Source organism: Streptomyces sp. NPDC055287, assembly GCF_053646035.1.
The window spans coordinates 157381-180243 of sequence record NZ_JBSHNE010000001.1; the positions used below are offsets into that span (position 1 = coordinate 157381).

Here is a 22863-nt window from a genome sequence, read left to right on the forward strand (position 1 = left end):
ACCCACGTAGACTGGTGGGCTGAAGTCCGGCCGTACCCCTTTGATCCCTGGAGTCACCCCGTCATGCAGTCAGTACCCAAGGACTCAAAGGAAGCTGCGCAGCCGGCCGAACCGGCCGATTCCCTGGTCGGAACCGAGTACGAGGTCGAGGTCGGCCCGGTCGCCCACGGCGGCCACTGCATCGCCCGCACCGACGAGGGCCGGGTGCTGTTCGTACGGCACGCGCTGCCCGGCGAGAAGGTCCGCGCCCGCGTGACGGACGGCGGGGAGACCTCCCGGTACCTGCGGGCCGACGCGGTCGAGGTCATAGAGGCGTCGAAGGACCGCGTCGAGGCGCCGTGCCCGTACGCCGGACCCGGCATGTGCGGCGGCTGCGACTGGCAGCACGCCAAGCCGGGCGCGCAGCGGCGGCTCAAGGGCGAGGTCATCGCCGAGCAGCTCATGCGCCTCGCGGGCCTCACGCCGGAGGAGGCGGGCTGGGACGGCACCGTCATGCCGGCGCCCGGCGACAAGCTTCCGCAGGGCGAGGTGCCGGCGTGGCGCACGCGCGTGCAGTACGCCGTAGACGCCGAGGGCACCGCGGGTCTGCGCAAGCACCGCTCGCACGACGTACAGCCCATCGACCACTGCATGATCGCCGCACCGGGCGTCAGTGAACTCGGCATCGAGAAGCAGGACTGGCCCCAGATGGCGTCGGTCGAAGCGATCGCGGCCACGGGCTCGCACGACCGTCAGGTGGTCCTCACCCCGCGGCCGGGCGGCCGCCTCCCGCTCGTCGAACTCGACAAGCCGGTTTCCGTCCTGCGCGTGGAGGAGAAGGACGGCGGAGTGCACCGGGTGCACGGCCGCGCGTTCGTGCGCGAGCGGGCGGACGGTCGTACGTACCGCGTCGGCATGGGCGGCTTCTGGCAGGTCCACCCGCAGGGCCCGGACCTCCTGATCAAGGCCGTCATGCAGGGCCTGATGCCGCGGAAGGGCGAGTCGGCGCTGGACCTGTACTGCGGCGTGGGCCTGTTCGCGGGCGCGATCGCCGAACGCATCGGCGACAAGGGCGCGGTGCTCGGCATCGAGACGTCCAAGCGCGCGGTCGAGGACGCCCGGCACAACCTCCAGGACATGGAGTACGTACGCATCGAGCAGGGCAAGGTCGAGCAGGTGCTCCCGCGCACGGGCATCACCGAGACCGACCTGATCGTCCTGGACCCGCCGCGCGCGGGCGCGGGCAAGCAGACGGTGAAACACCTGGCCTCGCTGGGCGCCCGCCGCATCGCGTACGTCGCCTGCGACCCGGCGGCCCTGGCCCGCGACTTGGCGTACTTCGCGGAGAACGGCTACAAGGTGCGGACGCTGCGGGCGTTCGACCTGTTCCCGATGACCCACCATGTGGAGTGCGTGGCGATCCTGGAACCGGCTAAGAAAGCCCTCTGACCTGCGACTCTTGTAGCTTGTCGGTCTGCTCGACCTGTTTCCACACAGGTAACGGGTCGAGAGGACAGCCTGGCCGTTGACCTGACCTGCACGTTCAGGTTGAGTCATCGCCGCAACCAGCCAGTGACGGGCTATCTGCGTGTTTTTTGACGCTCAGTTGACGCTCGTTGATCACTGTCCCAAGACATCACCGCCAACCAGGCACGATCTCGGCGAGCGGGTCCTCAAGGGAGCGTGCGGCCGTGGCGCCCATTCGCCGGCCCGGTGTGGCAACCCGCTGCTGACACAAACCCTCAGGGGCGGTCAGCGGGGGAGTAGTCGTACCGCGGGATCCTGCCCCAAGACGCCGATACGAGCTGCTGGACGCCTTCCGAAAGGCGTCTGACGGATAGCCGCGTACGTCGTCGCGCCCTGGCAGCCCTGGTTGCAGTTGGCGACACCGCTCTTCCTGAACGTTGCACTCCGAGTGAATCAATATCTGTGCCCGTGAGGTGAGAGTTTGGCGAACCATGTAGTGAGAGTTTTTACCGTGATGAGCAAAGTGGAATCATGTAACGTGTGCAGGCCGTTGCAGCATGCTACTGTCGATCTCAGTTGCAGTTGTGGTTCCCAAACTTCAAGTGCCCCCGCTCGGCTCCTGCCGGTGGGAGCACTTTTGTATTTCCGGTTATTTTCCGGTCGGGGTAATCATCGCGGCGACACGGCGTCCGCGCAGTGCGGATTTCCGATGTACTGCCCCAAAGGAGATATGACATGGCTGCTGGTACCGTGAAGTGGTTCAATGCGGAAAAGGGCTTCGGCTTCATCGAGCAGGACGGTGGCGGCGCTGACGTGTTCGCCCACTACTCGAACATCGCCGCCCAGGGCTTCCGTGAGCTGCTCGAAGGCCAGAAGGTGAACTTCGACATCGCACAGGGCCAGAAGGGCCCGACGGCCGAGAACATCGTTCCAGCCTGACGCTGACGCACACTTTGTAGCTGGGGCCCGCATCCTTCGGGGTGCGGGCCCCAGCTGCACGCATTTCCCGCAGCGGTTTCACCTGCGGGACGACGCGGAGGAATCCGCAGTCTCACCACGCGCGGCTCTTCCTTCAGGGATGCAGGCGCATTCTGAAGAGCTGCACCGCAGTCGACGCCCGGACTTTACGTCCCCACCGCGTCACCCATTTCAGTACCTGCGCCCGCGTCAGTTCCGCCGGCCAGATCTGCTTTCTTTTACCACCGGCCCATACTTGTAATTCGGCATGCCGTTCATCGCTGCGGGAATTCCTTGATATGTGCCACATCGAGGAAGGTTCCGCCGCATGAACCGCACACGCACGAACGACTCCGCCCGCATCCGTAATGGCAGTGCCGCCGGAAAGGGCGGCAGCCGCTTCGGCTCGCCGGCGCCGCGCCGTTCCGGCGCGCCGGCCCGTTCCGGCGGTTACGGCCGCCGGCCCGCCGCAGTGCAGGGTGAGTTCGCGCTCCCCACGACGATCACCCCCGCGCTGCCTGCCGCTGCGGGCTTCGCCGATCTCGACATGCCCGAGCAGCTACTGGCAGAACTAGGCAGGCAGGGCGTGAGCGCACCGTTCCCGATCCAGGGCGCGACGCTGCCGAACTCCCTGGCGGGCCGTGACGTCCTGGGCCGCGGGCGCACCGGCTCCGGCAAGACCCTCGCCTTCGGCCTCGCCCTGCTCGCCCGCACCGCCGGACAGCGTGCTGAGCCCCGCCAGCCGCTGGGGCTGATCCTCGTCCCCACACGTGAGCTGGCGCAGCAGGTGACCGACGCGCTCACTCCGTACGCCCGCTCCGTCAGGCTGCGGCTGGCCACGGTGGTGGGCGGGATGTCGATCGGCAAGCAGGCCGGCGCGCTTCGAGGCGGGGCCGAGGTGGTCGTCGCGACCCCGGGCCGGCTCAAGGACCTCATCGACCGTGGCGACTGCCGGCTGAACCAGGTGGGCATCACGGTGCTGGACGAGGCCGACCAGATGGCTGATATGGGGTTCATGCCGCAGGTCACCGCGCTGCTCGACCAGGTGCGTCCGGAGGGGCAACGGATGCTGTTCTCCGCCACCTTGGACCGCAACGTCGACCTGCTGGTACGCCGCTACCTGACCGACCCCGTCGTGCATTCGGTCGACCCGTCGGCCGGTGCGGTCACGACGATGGAGCACCACGTCCTGCACGTCCACGGCGCCGACAAGCACGCCGCCACGACCGAGATCGCCGCCCGCGACGGCCGCGTGATCATGTTCCTGGACACCAAGCACGCCGTCGACCGGCTCACCCAGGACCTGCTCAACAGCGGGGTACGGGCCGCCGCGCTGCACGGCGGCAAGTCGCAGCCGCAGCGCACCCGCACGCTGGCGCAGTTCAAGACGGGGCACGTCAGCGTGTTGGTAGCGACCAATGTCGCGGCGCGCGGCATCCACGTCGACAACCTCGACCTCGTCGTCAACGTCGACCCGCCGACCGACCACAAGGACTACCTGCATCGCGGTGGCCGTACCGCCCGCGCCGGCGAGTCCGGCAGTGTCGTCACCCTCGTCACACCGAGCCAGCGCCGCGGCATGGTCCGCCTCATGTCGGACGCCGGAATCCGGCCGCAGACCACCCAGATCCACTCGGGCGACGAGGCCCTGAGCCGGATCACCGGCGCTCAGGCCCCGTCCGGCATCCCGGTCGTCATCACCGCACCGGTGGTCGAACGCCCCAAGCGCAGCGCCTCCTCCCGAGGCCGACGCCGCCCCGCTTCGGCAACCCGGCGCACGCCCGTACACCGGCCCGTCTTCGATGCGGCGGCCTAGAACCTTCGTGATCAGGAAGCTGACCCATCTCTGCAGGAGGCACCTTTTGACGCTGGTTCAGATGCAGCCCCGCCCAACGCGCGCCAACCCCGTGCATGGGACGGTGGCTGAGGTCATGGACGCGGCCGGACCCCAGGTCTGCGACGACATGAGCGTCGAGGTGGCGCTGTCCGTCATGGCCGCAGCCCGCACGGGCCGACTGGTCGTCTGCGACCAGGACGGCCAGTGCACCGGCCTGGTCACCCAGACCGAACTCACCGCCGTCCGCGACAACTCCGCTTACACGGACAGGGTCCGCCTGCGCGACATCCTCGGCGATCACAGGTCGTTCACCTCACCCGTGACCACTGCCTCCGAAGCCGAGCACGCGATGCGCTCCCGCCGGCTCGGTGTCCTGCCGGTCGTCGACGAGCAAGACAGCGCCCTGGGCGTCCTCGCCCTCTCCCGCTGAACCGACTCACCCCTGGTCGGGCCGTTCTCCCCTTCTCCCTGTGAGGCCACATGCGCTGCGTCATCGCCCGCTTCCCCTTCGAGCTCACCAAGAGCGGCGTGCTGGAATCGATGAAGGGCATCAAGCCCGAACGGGGCACCGGCGAGTCCGTGATCATCGGCCGCCGCCACTACCCCGTCAAGCAAGTCGGCCAGGTCATCACCCGCCAGGACCGACGTGACTTCAGCGCCGCCGAAGTCCTCCGGGCCATGACTCAGCTCGGCTTCACCTGCCGCGCCCTTCCCACGGCCGCACCCGTACGCATCCTCAGTTCGCTCCAGCGAGCTTCCGCGATGCTCGGCACCCCCGTATCCGTCTGACCGAGGAAACAGGCACGAGCCGGCACCTGAACAGCAGTGTGGGACCGACCGGCGCGCGCCGGTCGGTCCCACACTGTTTGCAATGGGTTCCCGTCGCAGTGATTGCTCAGCGGTCGGAATAGCTGAAGTCGCCCATGGTCCAGGCGCTGACGTCCTCGATCGCAGCACGGTACATCCCGCCCGTCTCCGGGATCCCCACCGTGCCCTGCAGGATCCGGGCGACATGGAAGTGCAGATGCGTAGGCGGCCCGTCCTTCTTCGCGGGGGCGTCGAAGACCGCGGAGAACTCTCCCAAGCGGTCCGAATCCGTCAGTACCTCCGAGACCCTCTGCCTCCACACTGCTTCGGGAGCCAGCCGACCGGTGATGACAGCACCACCGGTGACCACGGTCAGGGACATCTGGTTGCTCTGCCCGGATTCCACCAGGGTGGCGACGTCAACGAGCAGCTCGTCAGGCTTCGACATGAGGCAGATTATATTCACCGGCCATCCAGCTGCTTGAGCGGCGGCGCTACCGGGCAAGACGGGCGCTCGCGGTCTTGCCGCCGGAGGCCCGGGGGCACACCGCGGTGGCGCGGGCGAGGCCGTTGACCATGGGCCAGCCGAAGCCCCCGGTGCCGCCGTTCAGGTCAGGGGTGCGCATGCGCGGCGCATGCCGACTGGGGTCGTGGACGGCCACCTCGATGGTGTCGGGGTGTGCAGTCAGTTCCAGAGTGCAGCGGCCCCCGCCGTGGCGCAGGGCGTTGGTGACGAGCTCGGACACGACCAAGACCACGGTGTCTGCTGCGTCAGGGGCCAGGGCCGGCTGTCGGCCTCTGTGCCCCGCCCCTCCACCCGCCAACCCGGAAGTGCCGCAGTGCTTGACGGAGAAACTGATGGCCACCGTCGGCGCGTGGCGGCACGCTGCTGTGCGCCCGCGTCACGCCCGTGTCACGGTGCCCGCCCACGGCCTAATCGAGTCGGGGCCCGCGCCGGTTCGGTAGGCGGCCCATCCGAGGCGACGCTACCGGTCGGGCGAGCACGGGCAGCCGGGCGAGGGCGCAGAGAGTCACCGCGGGCCGACGAAAGCAGATCCTCGTCGAGGCGCTGACGCGGCAGCAGAAGCGCCAGTCTGCGGATCGCGGCACTGGCACCGGCCTGCACGACTTCCACGAACTGCTGCTCGGTCGTCGGGCCGGGATCGTCAAGGCCGGCGCAGGCCCTCGTGCTACGCCCGTCACCAGCCGGCCTGTCGGGGTGTTACCGCCGGAAGCGTGGGGTGCCCAGTGGTGGCCGGTACCCGCCGACGGTAGCCGCGGCGCAGTCGTGGCGTCACGGGAAGCCCGTCGGGCTGCGCGGCCTGCGGGTGACTTGCGCCGGACTTGGGCTTCGGTCCGACTTTCCATAGATCCGTTGAGGCGGGTTACCTCACCTTCAAGCGCGCGGAAATCTATGCCCGCCGGAGTAGACATTGAGTGGTGATGTGGTTATGGTTTCTCTCGTAGCCGAGATCGAGCAAGGCCCGGCAGAGATGCACTGCCGTGCAGCAGTACACGCAGTTCGCAGGACGGTGCGGTGGTGGAGTTCCGAAGCCAAAGTTGTTGCAGGACGGTGACGGGACTGACGGCCGGACCGGGTGGCCCGCAGTAGTCAGGGGCCGCCGTGAGTAGGGCCGCAGCTGACGCAGTGGCAGTTCAGCAGTTGCGGTTGTCGGTAGCAGCAGTGCAGTAATCAGGGTTCCTCGGTAAAGGCGTCGGCTGCGGGCGCGCGTGCCGGGAGGTTCGGCAGTGGGGTTCCAAGCCAGAGCAGATGCAGAACGGGCGACGGGGCTGGCTGCCGAAGAGTGGCGCTGCGCGAGGCCACCAGCAGTTCGCAGTATCAGCAGTGCGAGCAGTACGCAGTACCCGTTTGGTAAGTGATTGGTTCAGAGGGAAGGACGGAGGAGCCGAGGCGCCATCAGGATCGCCCGGGCGGAAGGCTTGAGCTCGGGTACCGCAGGACATCGATAGGTGGGTGGTCTCCGGTCACGCATCCGCGATCCCCGCATTCCCCGCCCTCTTCCGGGCGGGCCCGCGGAACAAGCAGGCCGGCGCAGCGCTAGGGCCGGCAGATGGTGTAGCAGTTCCTTCGGGGCCCTGGTGCCAGTACGGCACCAGGGCCCCTCCACGCGTTCCACAGAGAGGTGAGATGACAGCAGACGACTCCTACGGCCGTCTCGACGACGACGACTACCCCGCCTACACCATGGGTCGGGCCGCTGAAATGCTCGGCACCACCCAGGGCTTCCTCCGCGCCGTCGGAGAGGCCCGCCTGATCACTCCGCTCCGCTCTGCGGGCGGCCACCGCCGCTACTCCCGTTACCAGCTGCGCATCGCGGCGCGAGCCCGGGAACTCGTCGACAAGGGCACTCCCATCGAGGCCGCCTGCCGCATTGTCATCCTCGAAGACCAGCTCGAAGAAGCCCAGCGCATCAACGCCGAACATCGCCGCACCGCCGGATCATCCAACCCCCCGGCCGCGGCCTGAGATGAGTGTGCCCGCCGGTATCGGCGGGCGCCGCACGCACAGGCTTTCGTGAGCTCCAGGAGGGCCAGATCGTGACGTTCGACATCGCCCAGGGCCAGAAGGGCCCTCAGGCCGAGAACATCAACCCGGCCTGACCTTTCTGCCCTGCGGCGGATCACCGAGGGCAAGTCACGTCAGGAGGCCCGGCGCTGCTTGAGGGACCGTCGCCCACCAGGTCTTTGACTGCTCGACGGTTCTGCCGCCGGCCACCTGACAGGTCACGGGGTGGTGCGGGCGAGGCGGTTGGACATGGGTCAGACGAATCCTCCGGTGCTGCCGTTCAGGTCGCGGGTGCGCATGCGCGGCCCCTTCGGGCTGCGGTCGTGCACGGCAGACTTCGATGCTGTCCGGGTGCGCGGTCAGCTCCAGGGTGCAGGTGCCGGCACCGTGGCGCAGGGCGTTGGTGACGAGCTCCGAGACGACCAGGCACACGTTTCGGCGGCCTCGGCTGCGATCGCCGGTACGAGCTCTTCGAGGACATGCCGGGCGCTGTCGCGCGCCGGCCGCAGATGTTGAGGAGCGGGCGGTTGCGACGCTGACGCTCATCGTCTCCATCAGGGTCACCCCGGTCTCTGATCGTCCATGCCCAGCTCTGCCTGCCCGGCGTTTGTGCCCCGGCCTGCGGTGGTTAGCCCGGTGATGACCGCCTTGCGTCCTACCCATGTCGCTGTTCGAGGTGAATACCTCATCGTCGAACGCGCAGAAATCTGTGTTGGCTGGAGTAGACATTGGTCGGTGGTGTGGTTATGGTTTCTCTCGTAGCCCAGAGAGACAGCAGGGCCTGGCAGAGACGAACTGCCGGGCAGTAGTACCGCAGTTGCAGTTCGCAGGGCGGTGCGGTGGTGGAGTTTCGAAGCCAGGGTTGTTGCAGGACGGTGACGGGACTGACCACCGGACCGGGTGGCCCGCAGTGATCAGGGGCCGCCGTGAGCAGTACCGCAGTTGACGCAGTGGCAGTACCCGCAAGTGCAGTTCGTAGTACCCAGCAGTGAAGTCAGTGAGCAGCACCTCGGTGAAGGCGTCGGCTGCGGGCGCGCGCACCGGGAGGTTCGGCAGTGGGGTTCCAAGCCAGAGCAGACGCAGGACGGGCGACGGGGCTGGCTGCCGAAGAGTGGCGCTGTCGCAGGCCACTGAGCAGTTCGCATCACCAGCAGTACGCAGTAGAGCTGTACCAGCAGTACGCAGTTCCCGTTAGGTAGACAGTTGATCACCGAGGGAAGAACGGAGGAGCCGAAGCGCCATCAGGATCGCCCGGGAGGAGTCTTGAGCCCGGGTACCGCAGGACATCGATAGTGAGGTGGTCTCCGGTCAAGCAACCGCGATCCCCGCACCCCCGACGGCATCTCGGTCGGGTCTGCGGACACAGAAGGTCGGCGCAGTAACAGGGCCGGCAGATGGTGTAGCAGTTCCTTCGGGGCCCTGGTGCCATATGGCACCAGGGCCCCTCCACGCGTTTCACAGACAGTGCAATGACAGTAGACGATTCGTTCGGCCGGCTCGATGACGACCATTACCCCGCCTACGCGATGGGCCGGGCCGTCGGAATCCTCGGCACCACCCAGGGCTTCCTCCGTGCCATCGGAGAAGCCAGCCTGAACACACCGCTCCGTTCCGAGGGTGGACACCGCCGCTACTCCCGCTACCAGCTGCGCATCGCCGCCCGGGCAGCCCGGGACTCGTCGACAATGGCACCCCCGTCGAGGCTGCCTGCCGCATCGTCATCCTTGAGAACCAGCTCGAGGAAGCTCAGCGCATCAGCGCCGAACACTGCCGCGCCGCCGAATCACCCAAACCCTACGGCAGCGCCCTGAGGCGGCTGAGACCTGCAACTTTCCCAGAAGCTTACGGCCGCCGCCACGCACGCTGCCCGGGACGCAAAGCGCAGCTCGGAGGAGCAGAGGTTCAGACGCTCGTCCAGGCGTCGGAGAAGGCTGTCCGTCCAGCGGCATCGTCCGACCTGTGGTCTGCGTGCAGGACGCGCCAGGCGGTGAGCTCGAGGTCTCGGAGCCACAGTTCTCCGATGACCTGTGTCTTGAGGTCGGGAAAATGGTCGGACTCAGCGAGGGCTTGACCGATCACCTCCCCGGCCGCGACGCGCTGGGGCGGGGTCATCTCATCGACGGCCGAGAGGATTTGTCGGGCCAGGGGAGTTCCTTCTCCTGCCAGGGAACGCAGCACCAGAGCCTTGATGTTGACGGGTAGCAGGTACGCGGTGCCCGAAGACCTCCACAGGTCCGACCAGAAGCGTTCTCCTGCCTTCGTGGGGGCAGGCAGCGCGGCCAGCAGGCCGAGGAGATGGCCGGTGGCCGCATAGCCATCGGAGTGGGCAGCTGCGACGACTGCGATGCCGACGAGGCGCTCCACATCGAGATGGCCGGCTTCGAGATGCGAAGCGAGGCCCAGCTGGTGTTCCAGCTGGTGTGCGAGGGGGGCGGATACGTGGGGGCGGACCTCAGGAAGCATCGGCGATCCTTGCGCGTAGACGAGCGGAGATGCCCGTTCGGGAGCCCTGATCGTTCCCATGCCCAGCCGATCTACTCGGCTTCGGAAGGCGCAATTGACGGCAGCATCACCGGGTCCGGAGCTCATACGACGGCGAATCAGCCCGAACCCGGCGACGTGGGCGTGAGGGGTCGGGACCGACCTCCGATCATGCTGTCCGGGTGAGTCTCCTAGCATGACCGCATGGTTGCCAGCAGTGATGCCCAGGAGTCCGAGGGAGGACAGGAAGCTGTGTCCCGCGACGCCGCTGAAGTCGGATGTAGTCACGTCGCCTCAGCGCGTGGAGAACGCCGTGAAGACGGGCTGCCCTGCGGATCACAGAGTGGCGATGCAGGGAAGAAGGTTCACTCGGTTGCCGCCCTGGTGGAGCGGGCGGCCGTCCTGGCCGAACCGATCAAGCCGAGGTTGCGTGGCTGGCTCCACGCCGGAATGGTCCCCGCCGCACTGATCGCAGGCGTCGTACTCATCTGCCTGGCCCGTACGCCGCAGGCGGTTTTGGCCTGCGCCGTGTATTCGGTCACCGCCTGGCTGCTGTTCGCAACGAGCGCCATCTACCACCGCGGCACCTGGGGGCCGCTCGGCGAAGCTCTTCTACGACGCCTCGACCACGCCAACATCTTCCTGATCATCGCCGGCACTTGCACCCCCCTGGCCGTGCTCCTCCTCCAGCCGGACCAGCGGTCCGTGCTGCTGTGGATCGTGTGGGCGGGCGCGTTGGCCGGCATCGCCTTCCGGGTCCTGTGGGTCGGAGCCCCGCGCTGGCTGTACACCCCGTGTTACCTGGCCCTGGGGTGGGCACCGGTGCGCTATCTGCCCGACTTCCTGCACACCGGCGGAGCAGCCGTACTCGTCCTGATCATTGTCGGCGGTCTCCTCTACAGTGCAGGCGCGGTGGTCTACGCTCTTCAGCGGCCCGACCCCTCACCCCGCTGGTTCGGCTTCCACGAGGTCTTCCACGCACTGACCGTGGCGGGCTTCACCGCGCACCACATCGCCATCTCCCTGACCACCTACTGACCGCGACAGCATTCTGGCTCGCGCTGCTGTGGTGGTCCTGGTCGGGCGCGTCGACCTCGTCCTACGCGGCCTGCGCCGCCCGGCCAGGGTCGGCCGAAGCGGGCTACCGGAACAGCCCTCGAGTCATCGCCCAGGAGTGGTCCGCCCCGTCTGTGACGGTGCGGAGGCGTCGGTGAGGTCGGCGCCGGTGTCGGCGTTCCGCCGGGAGTGGTCGACGCCGTGCCAGTCCAGGCACATGACAGTCGCGTCGTCCTGCAGGTGGCCGTCGTTGGCGTCGACGATCGCCGCGATGAGGGTGCGGGCGGCCTCGCGGGGATGCAGCGCGCGAGTGCGGACGATCAGGTCCGGCAGCTCAAGGGCGTTGGCGTTGCGTTCCAGCATGCCGTCGGTCAGCATCACCAGCCGGTCGCCCGGTCGCAGGTCCAGTGACTGGACCCGGTAGGTGTGAGGGGCATGGAAGCCGAACGGCATATCGACCTTCGGAGTGATCTCCCGCACCTGTCCGTTCCGCATGCGCAGTGGCCAGGGGTGCCCGGCGTTGACGAACTCGGTCTTGCCGTCGATCAGGCTGATGCGCAGGAGCTGGCCGGTGACGTAGCTCTGGCGGCCGTGCTCCCGCATGGCCTGGTCGGCCTGGCGGGCCTGCTCGGCCAGGTCGCCACCGGCCCGCCGTGCCCGGCGCAGGGCGCCCACCGCAAGAGTGGCCAGCAGCGCGGCCTCGACATCGTGCCCCATGGCATCGGTGACGGAGAGCTGGACCGTGTCCCGGTCGATCACGTAGTCGAAGGTGTCACCCCCGACATGGTCGGCCGGCTCCAGCGCCCCGGCGACCGCGAACTGCGCCGCCTCACAGGCCAGCGACGCGGGGAGCAAACGGTGCTGGATCTCCGCGGCCAGGCTCAGTGGGGTGGTACGGCGGCCCCACTGGTACACGTCGGTGTAGGACCGGTTCGCGATGACGATGTACGCCAGGGCGTGCGCGGTCTCGCCGATTTCCCGCATCACCTCCGCGTTCGGCGCCGCGGCCAGGAACAGTTCGAGGAGTCCGATGGCGTCCCCGCGGTTGGTCACCGGGGCGACGACCCGCACCAGCGCGCCCTCGCCCTTGTCCTCCACGCTCGGCCGCTGGGTGCGGATCACGTCGTCGTACAGGGTGCCCCGCAGTGTGATGCGCCGGGCGGGTTCCTCGGTATCGACGCTGCCCGCCGCCCCCAGCCGTACGACCGAGCCGCCGGTGAAGTCGGTGATGAGGAACGACACCGACGCGGCCCCGAGGCGTTCCTTGAGCATGCGCGCGACCACGTCGAGCGACTCCACGGGCGCCGAGGTCTCCGCCGCGGCCAGCGTCCCGGCCAAGGTCATCGCCTTGCCCCGGTCACCCCCGTTCTCGGGAGCACGAGTGGTCGGCTCGCTGTCCTCATCAGGCCCGCGCACGGTCACTCCTCGCTCGCTGGTGCTCAGGGCTCCGTCCCAGGTGTGAGAGGGGCCGGCGCCAAGCCCGGTGCCGGGCAGATGTCATTGCATCACATGGCCTCTGCACGGGTGCGTCTGTCGGCCAACGATCGTCGAACGGCCCGGCCACCGGGGTGTGGAACGCCCGGGCTCGCAGTCACCCGGCCCACCAAGGTTCATGCCACGCCGGCACCGGAGGCGTGGTGCTTGCTGGTGTTGCGCTACCAGCAGGCCCGTGATCGCCCGGACGTCGTTGGGGCGATTCAGGCCGGTTCATGCCGAGCGCTGCGACGTCAGTGGAGAAGCGGTCACAGCCCGGCAGCAGGCCGCGCTGCTGGGCCTCGCAGAGGACCGTAACCGGGTCGACTGGCTGTGTCAGTTTTTGCGGGCTCTGACTCTCCACAGTCGCCCAATGAATCAGGGACACAGTCGGCGTCGAGCCGGGCACGGTGCAGCTGACGGCCGCGTGGTTCCAGCAAGGCTTCTCGTCATCGTCATCATCTCCGGGCCGGAGGCGGCGCTCCCTTCGTCTCCGTACGCATCATCCCGCAGCCGCCAGCACATCAGCTCTAGGAGCAGTAGCGTGACGGTCACGAGCACCAGAGGCGTGCACCGCCGGGTGCAGCAACTCGGCGAGGCGAGATAGGGCGTCGGCCATGACGCTCGCTTGACGCTCTGAGCGCCCGACGTACTGGATGTACGACCCGCAGAACGCTTCTGACCTGGTGTTTCTTGCGGTTCGAATCGGGGTGACATCTTTTCGATAACGCACCACGTGGAGTGCGTGGCGATCCTGGAGCCGGTCAAGAAGGACGACTGACCTGTGCTTTCTCGGTGGGCGTAGTGGGCGTCAAGAGCGAGGCCTTGACGCCCATTCGACGCTCGTTCTGACAGGTACGGAGATCGGGATGTCGGTGGCCTGTTTCTCCGCCTCGGGGATCTGGGTCCGGACATTCCGCAGGCCATCCCGTTCGTGTCGCTGTTGGGCCGAACGGGTGAGGCGCGGGAAGATGGCCGGATGCAGATACAGCACGTGAGCGGAGTGGTCCGGTGAGCAGGTACGACGTCACCGACGAACAGTGGGCCGGGCTCGCTCAAGTAGTGCCACTGCGCAGCAGGAACGAGTGGCCCTCCAGAGTCGATCACCGCGCGATGCCTGAGGAAGAGGCCGTCGAGCAGCGGCGGATGATCGTGCTGCGCGTGCAGGTGTTCTCCGACGCGCGGGAGGTCGCCGAGTACCTGATCGCGCACGTACCGGTGCTTCTGGACCTGACCGCGGCGGACACCGATGTGGCCAAGCGCATCCTTGACTTCAGCAGTGGCGTCGTCTTCGGGCTCGGCAGCGGCATGCACCGGGTCGACCGGAACGTCTTCCTGTTGTCGCCCGCAGGCATGGAGGTCGAGGGGGCGGAAGCGGCCGCCGTCCCTCAAACGTAGGAAGGTCCGGCAGGCGTAACGGTTTGTCTGGGGAAGTGCCGCGTACCGTCCGGCCATGACTGTGGTTTCACCGGGGACGCGCCCCGGACCTCCGGCCCACGACCGTGGCATTCCCACGGTCACCGAACTGCGGCTCTCGGCCTTCAGATCACACCGCGGCGCCGTGTTCCCGCTGGCCCCCGTGACGCTGTTCGCGGGCGCCAGCGGCAGTGGCAAGTCGAGCGTCCTGGAAGTGTACGAAGCGCTGGCCCGCCTCGCCGGGGGCGCCGAGCTGGGCTCCGTGTTCCGCGACCCGGGGGGATGCGTGCCGGAGCGGGCGGAGCCGGACGCCCAGGGCAGGCGGGGCTTCAGGATCGGCTGCACCGTCGAGGGTCCCACCGGTTCCGTGCGCCTCGATCTCGCCGTACAGGCCGAACCCGAACTGCGCGTCGTCGGGGAGCGGCTGACCTGCGACGGGCAGACGCTGCTGACCACGGCGCTGCGCGATCCGGGGCGCCGCTCCGTCCAGGCGGCCTGGCACACGGCCGGCACCGCGCCCGTGACGCGTGCCCCACTGCCCGACGACGTACTGGGTACGGCGCTGCTGCCGCTGCGCGTGGCGGGCAGGACGGCGGGGCAGTTGAAGGTACTGGCGGCCGCGGAGCAGATGATTCTCGCGCTGCGTTCGGTGTTCGCGTGCGATCCGCAGCCTCCGCGCATGCGGGAGCCGGTGGCACCGGGCGATGCCCGACTGCGGCGCGGCTGCGACAACCTCGCGGAGGTGCTCCGGCGTACGCACCACCAGTGCGCGAAGCGCCATGCGCGGCTGGCGGCGATGGTGCGGTCGGGGTGCGCGGGGCCGGTGGAGGGGCTGACCGTGGAGGAGCTGGCGGACGGGAGGGTACGGGCGCTGGTGGGCCGGGGCGGTCCGTCGGCCACCCCCGTGGGGCGGCTCGGGGACGGCGAGCTGCGGTATCTGGCGCTCGCGCTGGTCCTGCTGACCGGGCCGGGCGTACTGGCGGTGGACACCGTCGCCGAAGTGCCCGCCGCGATGCAGGCGTTGACGGTCCTGGCGGACGGCTTCGACCGCTCCCTGGACGGTCGGCAGACGCGGGAGCTGGTGGCGTTGGCGGCCTCCATCTGCGCGGAGCAGCACATCCGGCTGGTGGGGACGGTCACGGACACCTCCGCCTCGTACGCGCGTGAAGCGGACGGGGTGACGGTGGTAGACCTGGGGCCGTGACGGAACTCGATGTAGCGGGACTGCAGCGGCGGCTGGCCGAATTCGCGGCGGCGCGGGGCTGGGAGCCGTACCACACGCCGAAGAACCTGGCCGTGGCGCTGAGTGTGGAGGCCTCGGAGTTGGTGGAGATCTTCCAGTGGCTGACGCCCGAGCAGTCGGCGCGCGTGATGGAGGATCCGGAGTCGGCGCACCGGGTGGCGGACGAGGTCGCCGATGTCCTCGCGTACTTGTTGCAGTTCAGTGAGGTGCTCGGGATCGATGTGCTGGCGGCGCTGGCGGCCAAGATCGACCGGAATGAGCTGCGCTTCCCGGTGCCGGAAAGCAAGGATCGTCACTCTTCGGAGTGATGGAATTATCCAAAACCGCAATTCTGTCCACAGATTTCGCCATAGCCCTGGCTTTCCGGGCCCCACACCCTCACTCTGGGTAGTGGACGGGAGAACGGTACGCGAAAGATGCGGGCCATGGTGAGGACGGGGGCGGCGCATGGACGCGGTGAGGCTCATCGGGCAGAGCAGGCACGCACTCGCGCGGAGCCGGGCGGCGCGGGACATCCTGGCGGAGGCCTGGCAGGCGCAGGCACTGACTCAGGCGATCGGCGGACACTTGGCGCTGACCGGTCCGGCGGAGCTGAGAGGCGAGGCGCGGGGGCTGAGTGAGACGGGCGGGCGGGGCTGCGGGGTGCTCGACATCCCGGCGCTGTGGGCGGGAGGGGCGGACGATGCCGGAAGTTCGCCGCCGGACGCCCGGCCCCGGGCCGCGCAGCTTTCCCAGGTGGCGGACGCGCGGGTGGCGTTGATCGGGCTGAGCGGGCTTCTGGGGGAGGTGGGGATCGCGCTCGTAGGGGTCGCGTGCGCCACCGACGAGGAAGCCCTCTACTGGCAGTGCATCGAGGGCATCGACGCCGCCGACGAGTCGAGTGACCGGGTGCGCGGGATATTACGCCGGCTCACGATACGGGAGCAGGACAGACAGCGCAGCGCTGCCCGGGACTCGGCGGCGGGGTCGTTATGACGCCGTCAGCCGCCGCCGACGCCGCCGCCCGCGGTGGTCGGCGGCCGGTCGACGTTGGACTGGAGATCGGCGCCGAGCTGCGAGAGGTCGGCGTTCAGCGACGCCATCAGATCCTCCATCTGCTGGAGCAGTCCCTTGGGCGCTCCCGCCTCGGCCTCTCGTTCCCGCTCCGCTTCCGCCAACCGGTCCTGGGCTGGTTGGTTCTGCACGGGGTGAGTGGGTTCGGGCTCTTGAGGTAGGGGCTGTTCTGGCGCGGCTTCCTGGGACATGGCGGCCTCCTCGGCCTTGGCCCTCCCCGCGGGGGAGAGCCGTGCTGCGTACGGCGCGCCGGCAGCGGCCGCCGGCACGAGGGCCGGGCGGTCCGGCTCCGCCCGAGCCAACGATCTCTCCGGGTGCCGGTCACTGGAAAGGCTGTGCGCGGGCCGCCCGGACGCCGGAGGTTCACCCGACCGTGCGGGCTCGGGGCGGATGCGGGAGGTGGAGTTGACGGCACTCCCACGGTGCAGGATGGAGGCATGGATCTTCGAATTTTTACTGAGCCCCAGCAAGGTGCGAGCTACGACACCCTGCTCACCGTCGCCAAGGCCACCGAGGACCTCGGTTTCGACGCCTTCTACCGCTCGGACCACTATCTGCGCATGGGGTCGGGCGACGGCCTCCCGGGGCCGACCGACGCCTGGATCACGCTGGCCGGACTCGCCCGCGAGACCAAGCGGATCCGGCTCGGCACGCTGATGACCGCGGGCACCTTCCGGCTGCCCGGGGTGCTGGCCATCCAGGTCGCGCAGGTCGACCAGATGTCGGGCGGCCGGGTCGAACTGGGTCTGGGGGCGGGCTGGTTCGAGGAGGAGCACCGGGCGTACGGCATCCCGTTCCCCAAGGAGAAGTTCGGCCGGCTCGAGGAACAGCTGGCCATCGTCACCGGGCTGTGGGCCACGGAGACCGGCAAGACCTTCAGCTACGACGGTACGTATTACCAGCTGACGGACTCGCCCGCGCTGCCCAAGCCGGCGCAGGCGAAGGTGCCCGTACTGGTGGGCGGGCACGGCACCACCCGTACGCCGCGGCTGGCCGCGCAGTACGCCGACGAGTTCAACATTCCGTTCGCCTCGCTGGAGGACACCGAGCGGCAGTTCGGGCGGGTCAGGGCGGCGGCGGAGAAGGCCGGGCGCAGGGCGGACGACCTGGTGTACTCCAACGCGCTGGTGGCGTGCGTCGGCAAGGACGACGCCGAGGTGGCACGCCGGGCGGCGGCCATCGGACGGGAGGTGGAAGAGCTCAAGGCGAACGGGCTGGCGGGTTCGCCGGCCGAGGTGGTCGACAAGATCGGCCAGTACGCCGCGATCGGCGCGTCGCGGATCTACCTCCAGATCCTGGACCTGGACGATCTCGAACACCTGGAGCTGATCTCCTCGCAGGTCCAGTCGCAGCTGAGCTGAACTGAGGGATCCCCTGACGAGTGCCTGACGAATGACCGACCGGTGCCCGATGAGGGTCCGCGAGGTCCCCACGAGAATCCGCGAGGTCTCAGGAGGCCCACAGGTCCCGTGAGGTCCCGCGAGGTCCCACGAGGTCCGACGAGTAGAGGAGTCCTGCCGTGAAGCCCGTACGTCCGCTTGCCGCCGCGATCGGGGTCGGCGCATCGAGGCCCGTCGTCCTCGACGGCGGGCTGTCCAACCAGCTGGAGGCGCAGGGCTGCGACTTGTCCGACGCGCTCTGGTCGGCCCGGCTGCTCGCCGACGGGCCGCAGCAGATCGAGGCGGCGCACGCGGCCTATGTCCGGGCGGGCGCGCAGGTGCTGATCACTGCCAGTTACCAGGCGACGTTCGAGGGCCTCGCGCGGCGGGGCGTCGGCCGGGCCGAGGCCGCGGAGCTGCTGGCCCGCAGCGTCGAACTGGCGCGTGCGGCGGGGAAGTCGGTGGACCGGGAGGTCTGGGTGGCGGCCTCGGTCGGGCCGTACGGGGCGATGCTCGCCGACGGCAGCGAGTACCGGGGGAGGTACGGGCTATCGGTGCGCGAGCTGGAGCGGTTCCACCGGCCGCGCGTGGAAGCGCTCGTCGCGGCGGCGCCCGACGTACTGGCACTGGAGACGGTGCCGGACGCCGACGAGGCCGAGGCGCTGCTGCGGGCCGTCGAGGGGAGCGGGGCGCCGGTCTGGCTCTCGTACAGCGTCTCGGGCGCACTGACGCGGGCCGGCCAGCCGCTGGACGCGGCCTTCGCTCTCGCGGCGGGCAACGACCAGGTGATCGCCGTCGGGATCAACTGCTGCGAGCCGCGTGACGCGGACGCGGCGGTGGACCTCGCCGCTTCGGTGACCGGGAAACCGGTCGTCGTGTATCCGAACAGTGGTGAGCGGTGGGACGCGCAGGAGCGGCGGTGGCGCGGCGGGGGCACGTACGACCCGGGGCGGGTGCGCGCATGGCGGGCGTCGGGGGCCCGGCTGGTGGGCGGCTGCTGCCGGGTGGGGCCCGCCGATGTCGCGGAGCTGGCGAGACTGGTCGGACCGGCTGCTTAAACCCCTGGTCCGGGACGGGCCGGGCCGACGATACTCGGACGTGTGTTCCTGACGATCAGTACTACCGGCAACCAGGAGCGTCCCGCGACCGACCTCGGTTTTCTGCTGCACAAGCACCCCGACAAGGCGCAGACGTTCACCACCTCCCACGGCACGGCGCACGTCCTCTACCCCGAGGCGTCCGACGAGCGGTGCACGGCCGCGCTCCTGCTGGAGGTGGATCCGGTGGCGCTCGTGCGGCGCGGCAAAGGCAAGGGGCGCGGTGGCTCACCCGATTCCGCGCTCGCGCAGTACGTCAATGACCGACCGTACGCCGCCTCGTCGCTGCTGGCCGTCGCCCTGAGCACGGTCTTCAAGAGCGCTCTGCAGGGCGTGTGCAACGCGCGCCCCGAGCGCGCCGCGGCCGCCCTGCCGCTGCGCGTCGAGGTGCCCGCACTGCCCGCCCGGGGCGGCGCCGAGCTGGTGACGAAGCTGTTCGCGCCGCTGGGATGGACGACGGTGCGTGCGGAGCCTGTGCCGCTGGACGAGCAGTTCCCGGAGTGGGGCGACGCGCGGTACGTACAACTCGTGCTGGAGGGCGAGCTGCGGCTCTCCGACGCGCTGCGCCAGCTGTACGTCCTGCTGCCGGTGCTGGACGACGCGAAGCACTACTGGGTCGCGCCCGACGAAGTGGACAAGCTGCTGCGGGCGGGTGAGGGCTGGCTGGCCGAGCACCCCGAGCAGAAGCTCATCACCAGCCGGTACCTGTCGCGTCGCTGGAGCCTCACCCGGCAGGCCATGGAGCGTCTCGAGCTGGTCCGACTCGCCGAGGCCGACGACCTGGAGGTCGAGGAGGTCGACAACGCCGTCGACGAGACGACGGACACCGAGGAGCGGCCCGTGCCGCTCGCAGTGCGGCGCCGGGACGCGATCCTCGAGGCGCTGGGGGCGGCCGGGGCGAGGCGGGTGCTCGACCTGGGCTGCGGACAGGGGCAGCTGGTGCAGGCGCTGCTCAAGGACGTGAAGTTCACCGAGATCGTGGGCGTGGACGTGTCCATACGCGCGCTCACCGTCGCCTCGCGGCGGCTCAAGCTCGACCGGATGGGCGAGCGTCAGGCCGATCGCGTGAAGCTGCTGCAGGGCTCGCTCACCTATACGGACAAGCGGCTCACCGGGTACGACGCCGCCGTGCTCAGCGAGGTCATCGAGCACCTCGACCTGCCGCGGCTGCCGGCCCTGGAGTACGCCGTGTTCGGCTCGGCGCGGCCGCGGACCGTCCTCGTGACGACGCCGAACGTCGAGTACAACGTGCGCTGGGAGTCCCTGCCCGCCGGGCACGTACGGCACGGCGACCACCGCTTCGAGTGGACGCGCGCGGAGTTCCGCGACTGGGCCGGGCGCGTGGCGGAACGGCACGGTTACGGCGTCACGTTCGTGGCCGTCGGGCCCGAGGACCCGGAAGTGGGCCCGCCCACCCAGATGGCTGTGTTCACCAGGACCGCGCAGGACAAGAAGGAGGCGAAAGCCGCATGAGCACCACCACCCGCACGCTTCCCGTCACCGACCTGTCCCTCGTGGTCCTGGTCGGTGCCACCGGATCCGGCAAGTCCACTTTCGCCCACCGGCACTTCAGGCCCACCGAGGTCATCTCCTCCGACTTCTGCCGCGGCCTGGTCGCCGACGACGAGAACGACCAGAGCGCGAGCCGTGACGCCTTCGACGTCCTGCACTACATCGCCGGCAAGCGGCTGGAGGCCGGCCGGCTCACCGTCGTCGACGCGACCAATGTGCAGCCGGAGAGCAGGAAGCAGCTCGTCCAGCTGGCCAGGAAGTACGACGTACTGCCGATCGCGATCGTCCTCGACCTCCCGGAAGAGGTGTGCGCGGAGCGCAACGCCGTACGTCCCGACCGGGCCGGGATGCCCCGCCACGTCATCCAGCGCCACCGGCGCGAACTGCGCCGTTCGCTGCGGAGCCTGGAGCGCGAGGGCTTCCGCAAGGTGCACATCCTGCGCAGCGTGGAGGAGGTCGACGCGGCCGAAGTCGTGCTGGAGCGCCGCTACAACGACCTCACTCACCTCACCGGTCCCTTCGACATCATCGGTGACATCCACGGCTGCCGTTCCGAGCTGGAGACCCTGCTCGGCAAGCTCGGTTACGTCGACGGGAAGCACCCCGAGGGGCGTACGGCCGTCTTCGTCGGCGACCTCGTGGACCGTGGTCCCGACAGCCCCGGCGTGCTGCGCCGGGTGATGGGCATGGTCGCGTCCGGCGACGCGCTGTGCGTTCCCGGGAACCACGAGAACAAGCTCGGCCGTTACCTCAAGGGCCGCAACGTCCAGCACACGCACGGCCTCGCCGAGACCATCGAGCAGCTGGAGAAGGAGGACGACACCTTCAAGCAGCAGGTGCGCGAGTTCATCGACGGCCTCGTCAGCCACTACGTCCTCGACGGCGGCAACCTCGTGGTGTGCCACGCGGGGCTGCCCGAGAAGTACCACGGCCGCACCTCCGGCCGGGTCCGCTCGCACGCGCTGTACGGCGACACGACCGGCGAGACCGACGAGTTCGGCCTGCCCGTGCGCTACCCCTGGGCCGAGGACTACCGCGGCCGCGCCGCCGTCGTCTACGGCCACACGCCCGTGCCCAACACCTCCTGGATCAACAACACCATCTGCCTGGACACCGGCGCGGTCTTCGGCGGAAAGATGACGGCGCTGCGCTGGCCGGAGCGCGAGCTCGTCGACGTACCGGCCGAGAAGGTCTGGTACGAGCCCGCCAAGCCGCTCACCACCGAGGCGCCCGGCGGTCACGACGGGCGCCCACTGGACCTGGCCGACGTGCACGGACGAAGGGTCGTCGAGACGCGGCACATGGGCCGGGTCGCCGTACGCGAGGAGAACGCGGCCGCGGCGCTCGAAGTGATGAGCCGCTTCGCCGTCGACCCGCGTCTGCTCGCCTACCTGCCGCCGACGATGTCCCCGACCGGCACGTCGCACATCGACGGCTACCTGGAGCACCCCGCCGAGGCCTTCGCGACGTACAAGGCGGACGGTGTCGCGAGGGTCGTGTGCGAGGAGAAGCACATGGGTTCGCGGGCCGTGGCGCTGGTCTGCCGCGACGCGGACGTGGCGCGCGAGCGCTTCGGTGTGGACGGCCCGACCGGCGTGATCCACACCCGCACCGGCCGGCCCTTCTTCGACGACGAGACGATCACCGAACTGATCCTCCACCGGCTGCGCACCGCCGTCACCGAGGCGGGCCTCTGGGACGAGCTCGGGACCGACTGGCTGCTGCTCGACGCCGAGCTGATGCCCTGGTCGCTCAAGGCATCGGGGCTGCTGCGTCATCAGTACGCCGCCGTGGGCGCCGCGGCGCGCGCGGTCTTCCCCGGCGCCGTCGCGGCGCTCGAAGGAGCGGCCGCCCGTGGCGTCGAGGTGCGGGGGCTGCTGGCGACGCAGCGCGAACGGGCCGCCGACGCGGCCGCGTTCACGGACGCGTACCGCCGCTACTGCTGGCCGACCGAAGGGCTGGAGGGAGTGCGGCTGGCACCGTTCCAGCTGCTCGCCGTCCAGGGGCGTTCGCTCGCGGGCGTACCGCACGACGAGCAGCTGGCCTGGCTGGACCGCCTGGTCGAGCACGACCCGACCGCGCTTCTCCAGACCACCCGCAGGCTGATCGTGGACACCGGCGACCCGGCGTCCGTCCAGTCCGGAATCGACTGGTGGCTGGAGATGACCAGCCGCGGCGGCGAGGGCATGGTCGTCAAGCCGGTCGAGGCGCTCGTACGGGACGGGAAGAACCGGCTCGTGCAGCCGGGCATCAAGGTGCGCGGCCGCGAGTACCTGCGGATCATCTACGGTCCCGAGTACACGCGCCCGGAGCAGCTCGAGAAGCTGCGCAACCGCTTCCTCGGCCACAAGCGTTCGCTCGCCCTGCGCGAGTACGCGCTGGGGCTCGAGGCGCTGGACCGGCTGGCCGAGGGGGAGCCGCTGTGGCGGATCCACGAGGCGGTGTTCGCGGTCCTGGCGCTGGAGTCGGAGCCGGTCGACCCACGGCTCTGAGCGCTTCGAACGCGGTTCAGAGGCCTCCGGCCCGCGGTTCTGATGCCTCTGACCCGCGGCTCTCAGGCGTCCTACCCGCGGCTCTGA

General features: G+C 69.3%; 19 protein-coding genes and 4 pseudogenes. 17 read left to right on the top strand and 6 right to left on the bottom strand.

Annotated elements, in window-relative coordinates; all coding sequences use genetic code 11:
* Positions 1-63 precede the first annotated feature (63 nt).
* The 5 genes from ACWIHY_RS00675 to ACWIHY_RS00695 all read left to right on the top strand — a co-directional run bounded on the left by ACWIHY_RS00675 (position 64) and on the right by ACWIHY_RS00695 (position 5029).
* Positions 64-1428: a class I SAM-dependent RNA methyltransferase gene (locus ACWIHY_RS00675; protein ID WP_454373365.1), complete on the top strand. Its 1365-nt coding sequence runs from the start codon at positions 64-66 to the stop codon at positions 1426-1428.
* 753 nt (positions 1429-2181) lie between these two features.
* Entirely contained in the window at positions 2182-2385 is a 204-nt protein-coding gene (locus ACWIHY_RS00680) for a cold-shock protein (protein WP_003973099.1), read from the top strand.
* A 346-nt stretch (positions 2386-2731) separates the two neighbouring features.
* Positions 2732-4219 carry a DEAD/DEAH box helicase gene (locus ACWIHY_RS00685; protein ID WP_454373366.1) on the top strand — a complete coding sequence of 496 codons (1488 nt, stop codon included), beginning with the start codon at positions 2732-2734 and terminating at the stop codon, positions 4217-4219.
* Between the two features lie 46 nt (positions 4220-4265).
* The gene (locus ACWIHY_RS00690; RefSeq protein WP_454373367.1) at positions 4266-4670 is read left to right on the top strand and encodes a CBS domain-containing protein; all 405 of its coding nucleotides are present in this window, start codon (positions 4266-4268) and stop codon (positions 4668-4670) included.
* Between the two features lie 50 nt (positions 4671-4720).
* A complete protein-coding gene (locus ACWIHY_RS00695) occupies positions 4721-5029 on the top strand; it encodes an SCO5918 family protein (protein WP_454373368.1) in 309 nt (102 codons plus the stop codon).
* Between the two features lie 106 nt (positions 5030-5135).
* On the opposite strand, the gene ACWIHY_RS00700 is transcribed toward ACWIHY_RS00695, so the two are convergent.
* Together ACWIHY_RS00700 and ACWIHY_RS00705 are read right to left on the bottom strand one after the other, a co-directional pair.
* The gene (locus ACWIHY_RS00700; RefSeq protein WP_454373369.1) at positions 5136-5495 is read right to left on the bottom strand and encodes a hypothetical protein; all 360 of its coding nucleotides are present in this window, start codon (positions 5493-5495) and stop codon (positions 5136-5138) included.
* A 46-nt stretch (positions 5496-5541) separates the two neighbouring features.
* Positions 5542-5826: pseudogene (locus tag ACWIHY_RS00705) on the bottom strand (ATP-binding protein); the annotation flags it as partial.
* A gap of 1370 nt (positions 5827-7196) precedes the next feature.
* Here ACWIHY_RS00705 and ACWIHY_RS00710 point away from each other — a divergent pair.
* Positions 7197-7535, top strand: a complete 339-nt coding sequence (locus tag ACWIHY_RS00710; protein ID WP_069926466.1) for a MerR family transcriptional regulator — start codon at positions 7197-7199, stop codon at positions 7533-7535.
* A 32-nt stretch (positions 7536-7567) separates the two neighbouring features.
* Positions 7568-7669, top strand: a pseudogene (locus ACWIHY_RS00715) (cold-shock protein); the annotation flags it as partial.
* Positions 7670-7703: 34 nt separating this feature from the next.
* Here ACWIHY_RS00715 and ACWIHY_RS00720 read toward each other — a convergent pair.
* Positions 7704-8129: pseudogene (locus ACWIHY_RS00720) on the bottom strand (ATP-binding protein).
* Positions 8130-9043: 914 nt separating this feature from the next.
* On the opposite strand from ACWIHY_RS00720, the pseudogene ACWIHY_RS00725 reads away from it, so the two are divergent.
* Positions 9044-9369 (top strand): annotated as a pseudogene (locus tag ACWIHY_RS00725) (MerR family transcriptional regulator); the annotation flags it as partial.
* Positions 9370-9476: 107 nt separating this feature from the next.
* Here the strand turns inward: ACWIHY_RS00725 and ACWIHY_RS00730 are convergent.
* Positions 9477-10037 carry a hypothetical protein gene (locus tag ACWIHY_RS00730; RefSeq protein ID WP_176733161.1) on the bottom strand — a complete coding sequence of 187 codons (561 nt, stop codon included), beginning with the start codon at positions 10035-10037 and terminating at the stop codon, positions 9477-9479.
* A 270-nt stretch (positions 10038-10307) separates the two neighbouring features.
* Between ACWIHY_RS00730 and trhA the strand changes: the two genes are divergently transcribed.
* Positions 10308-11093: a PAQR family membrane homeostasis protein TrhA gene (gene trhA, locus ACWIHY_RS00735; protein ID WP_454373843.1), complete on the top strand. Its 786-nt coding sequence runs from the start codon at positions 10308-10310 to the stop codon at positions 11091-11093.
* Positions 11094-11216: 123 nt separating this feature from the next.
* On the opposite strand, the gene ACWIHY_RS00740 is transcribed toward trhA, so the two are convergent.
* Positions 11217-12455: a PP2C family protein-serine/threonine phosphatase gene (locus ACWIHY_RS00740; protein ID WP_454373844.1), complete on the bottom strand. Its 1239-nt coding sequence runs from the start codon at positions 12453-12455 to the stop codon at positions 11217-11219.
* Between the two features lie 1140 nt (positions 12456-13595).
* Between ACWIHY_RS00740 and ACWIHY_RS00745 the strand changes: the two genes are divergently transcribed.
* The 4 genes from ACWIHY_RS00745 to ACWIHY_RS00760 all read left to right on the top strand — a co-directional run bounded on the left by ACWIHY_RS00745 (position 13596) and on the right by ACWIHY_RS00760 (position 16218).
* Positions 13596-13982, top strand: coding sequence for a cell division protein SepF (locus ACWIHY_RS00745; RefSeq protein ID WP_454373370.1), 387 nt, complete (start codon positions 13596-13598; stop codon positions 13980-13982).
* Between the two features lie 55 nt (positions 13983-14037).
* A complete protein-coding gene (locus tag ACWIHY_RS00750; protein WP_454373371.1) occupies positions 14038-15204 on the top strand; it encodes an AAA family ATPase in 1167 nt (388 codons plus the stop codon).
* Entirely contained in the window at positions 15201-15551 is a 351-nt protein-coding gene (locus ACWIHY_RS00755) for a nucleotide pyrophosphohydrolase (RefSeq protein WP_454373372.1), read from the top strand. Before ACWIHY_RS00750 ends, ACWIHY_RS00755 begins: the two co-directional genes overlap by 4 nt.
* A gap of 139 nt (positions 15552-15690) precedes the next feature.
* Positions 15691-16218 carry a DUF6099 family protein gene (locus ACWIHY_RS00760; protein ID WP_454373373.1) on the top strand — a complete coding sequence of 176 codons (528 nt, stop codon included), beginning with the start codon at positions 15691-15693 and terminating at the stop codon, positions 16216-16218.
* A gap of 5 nt (positions 16219-16223) precedes the next feature.
* Here ACWIHY_RS00760 and ACWIHY_RS00765 read toward each other — a convergent pair whose 3' ends face one another.
* Positions 16224-16427, bottom strand: coding sequence for a hypothetical protein (locus ACWIHY_RS00765; RefSeq protein WP_454373374.1), 204 nt, complete (start codon positions 16425-16427; stop codon positions 16224-16226).
* Positions 16428-16733: 306 nt separating this feature from the next.
* Here ACWIHY_RS00765 and ACWIHY_RS00770 point away from each other — a divergent pair, with 306 nt between their 5' ends.
* From ACWIHY_RS00770 to ACWIHY_RS00785, 4 genes are all read left to right on the top strand, one after another.
* Positions 16734-17657, top strand: coding sequence for an LLM class F420-dependent oxidoreductase (locus ACWIHY_RS00770; protein ID WP_454373375.1), 924 nt, complete (start codon positions 16734-16736; stop codon positions 17655-17657).
* A gap of 158 nt (positions 17658-17815) precedes the next feature.
* The gene (mmuM, locus tag ACWIHY_RS00775) at positions 17816-18733 is read left to right on the top strand and encodes a homocysteine S-methyltransferase (RefSeq protein WP_454373376.1); all 918 of its coding nucleotides are present in this window, start codon (positions 17816-17818) and stop codon (positions 18731-18733) included.
* 42 nt (positions 18734-18775) lie between these two features.
* Entirely contained in the window at positions 18776-20245 is a 1470-nt protein-coding gene (locus ACWIHY_RS00780) for a 3' terminal RNA ribose 2'-O-methyltransferase Hen1 (protein WP_454373377.1), read from the top strand.
* A complete protein-coding gene (locus ACWIHY_RS00785; protein WP_454373378.1) occupies positions 20242-22776 on the top strand; it encodes a polynucleotide kinase-phosphatase in 2535 nt (844 codons plus the stop codon). The genes ACWIHY_RS00780 and ACWIHY_RS00785 overlap by 4 nt, the downstream gene beginning before the upstream one ends.
* The last annotated feature ends 87 nt before the right edge of the window (positions 22777-22863 follow it).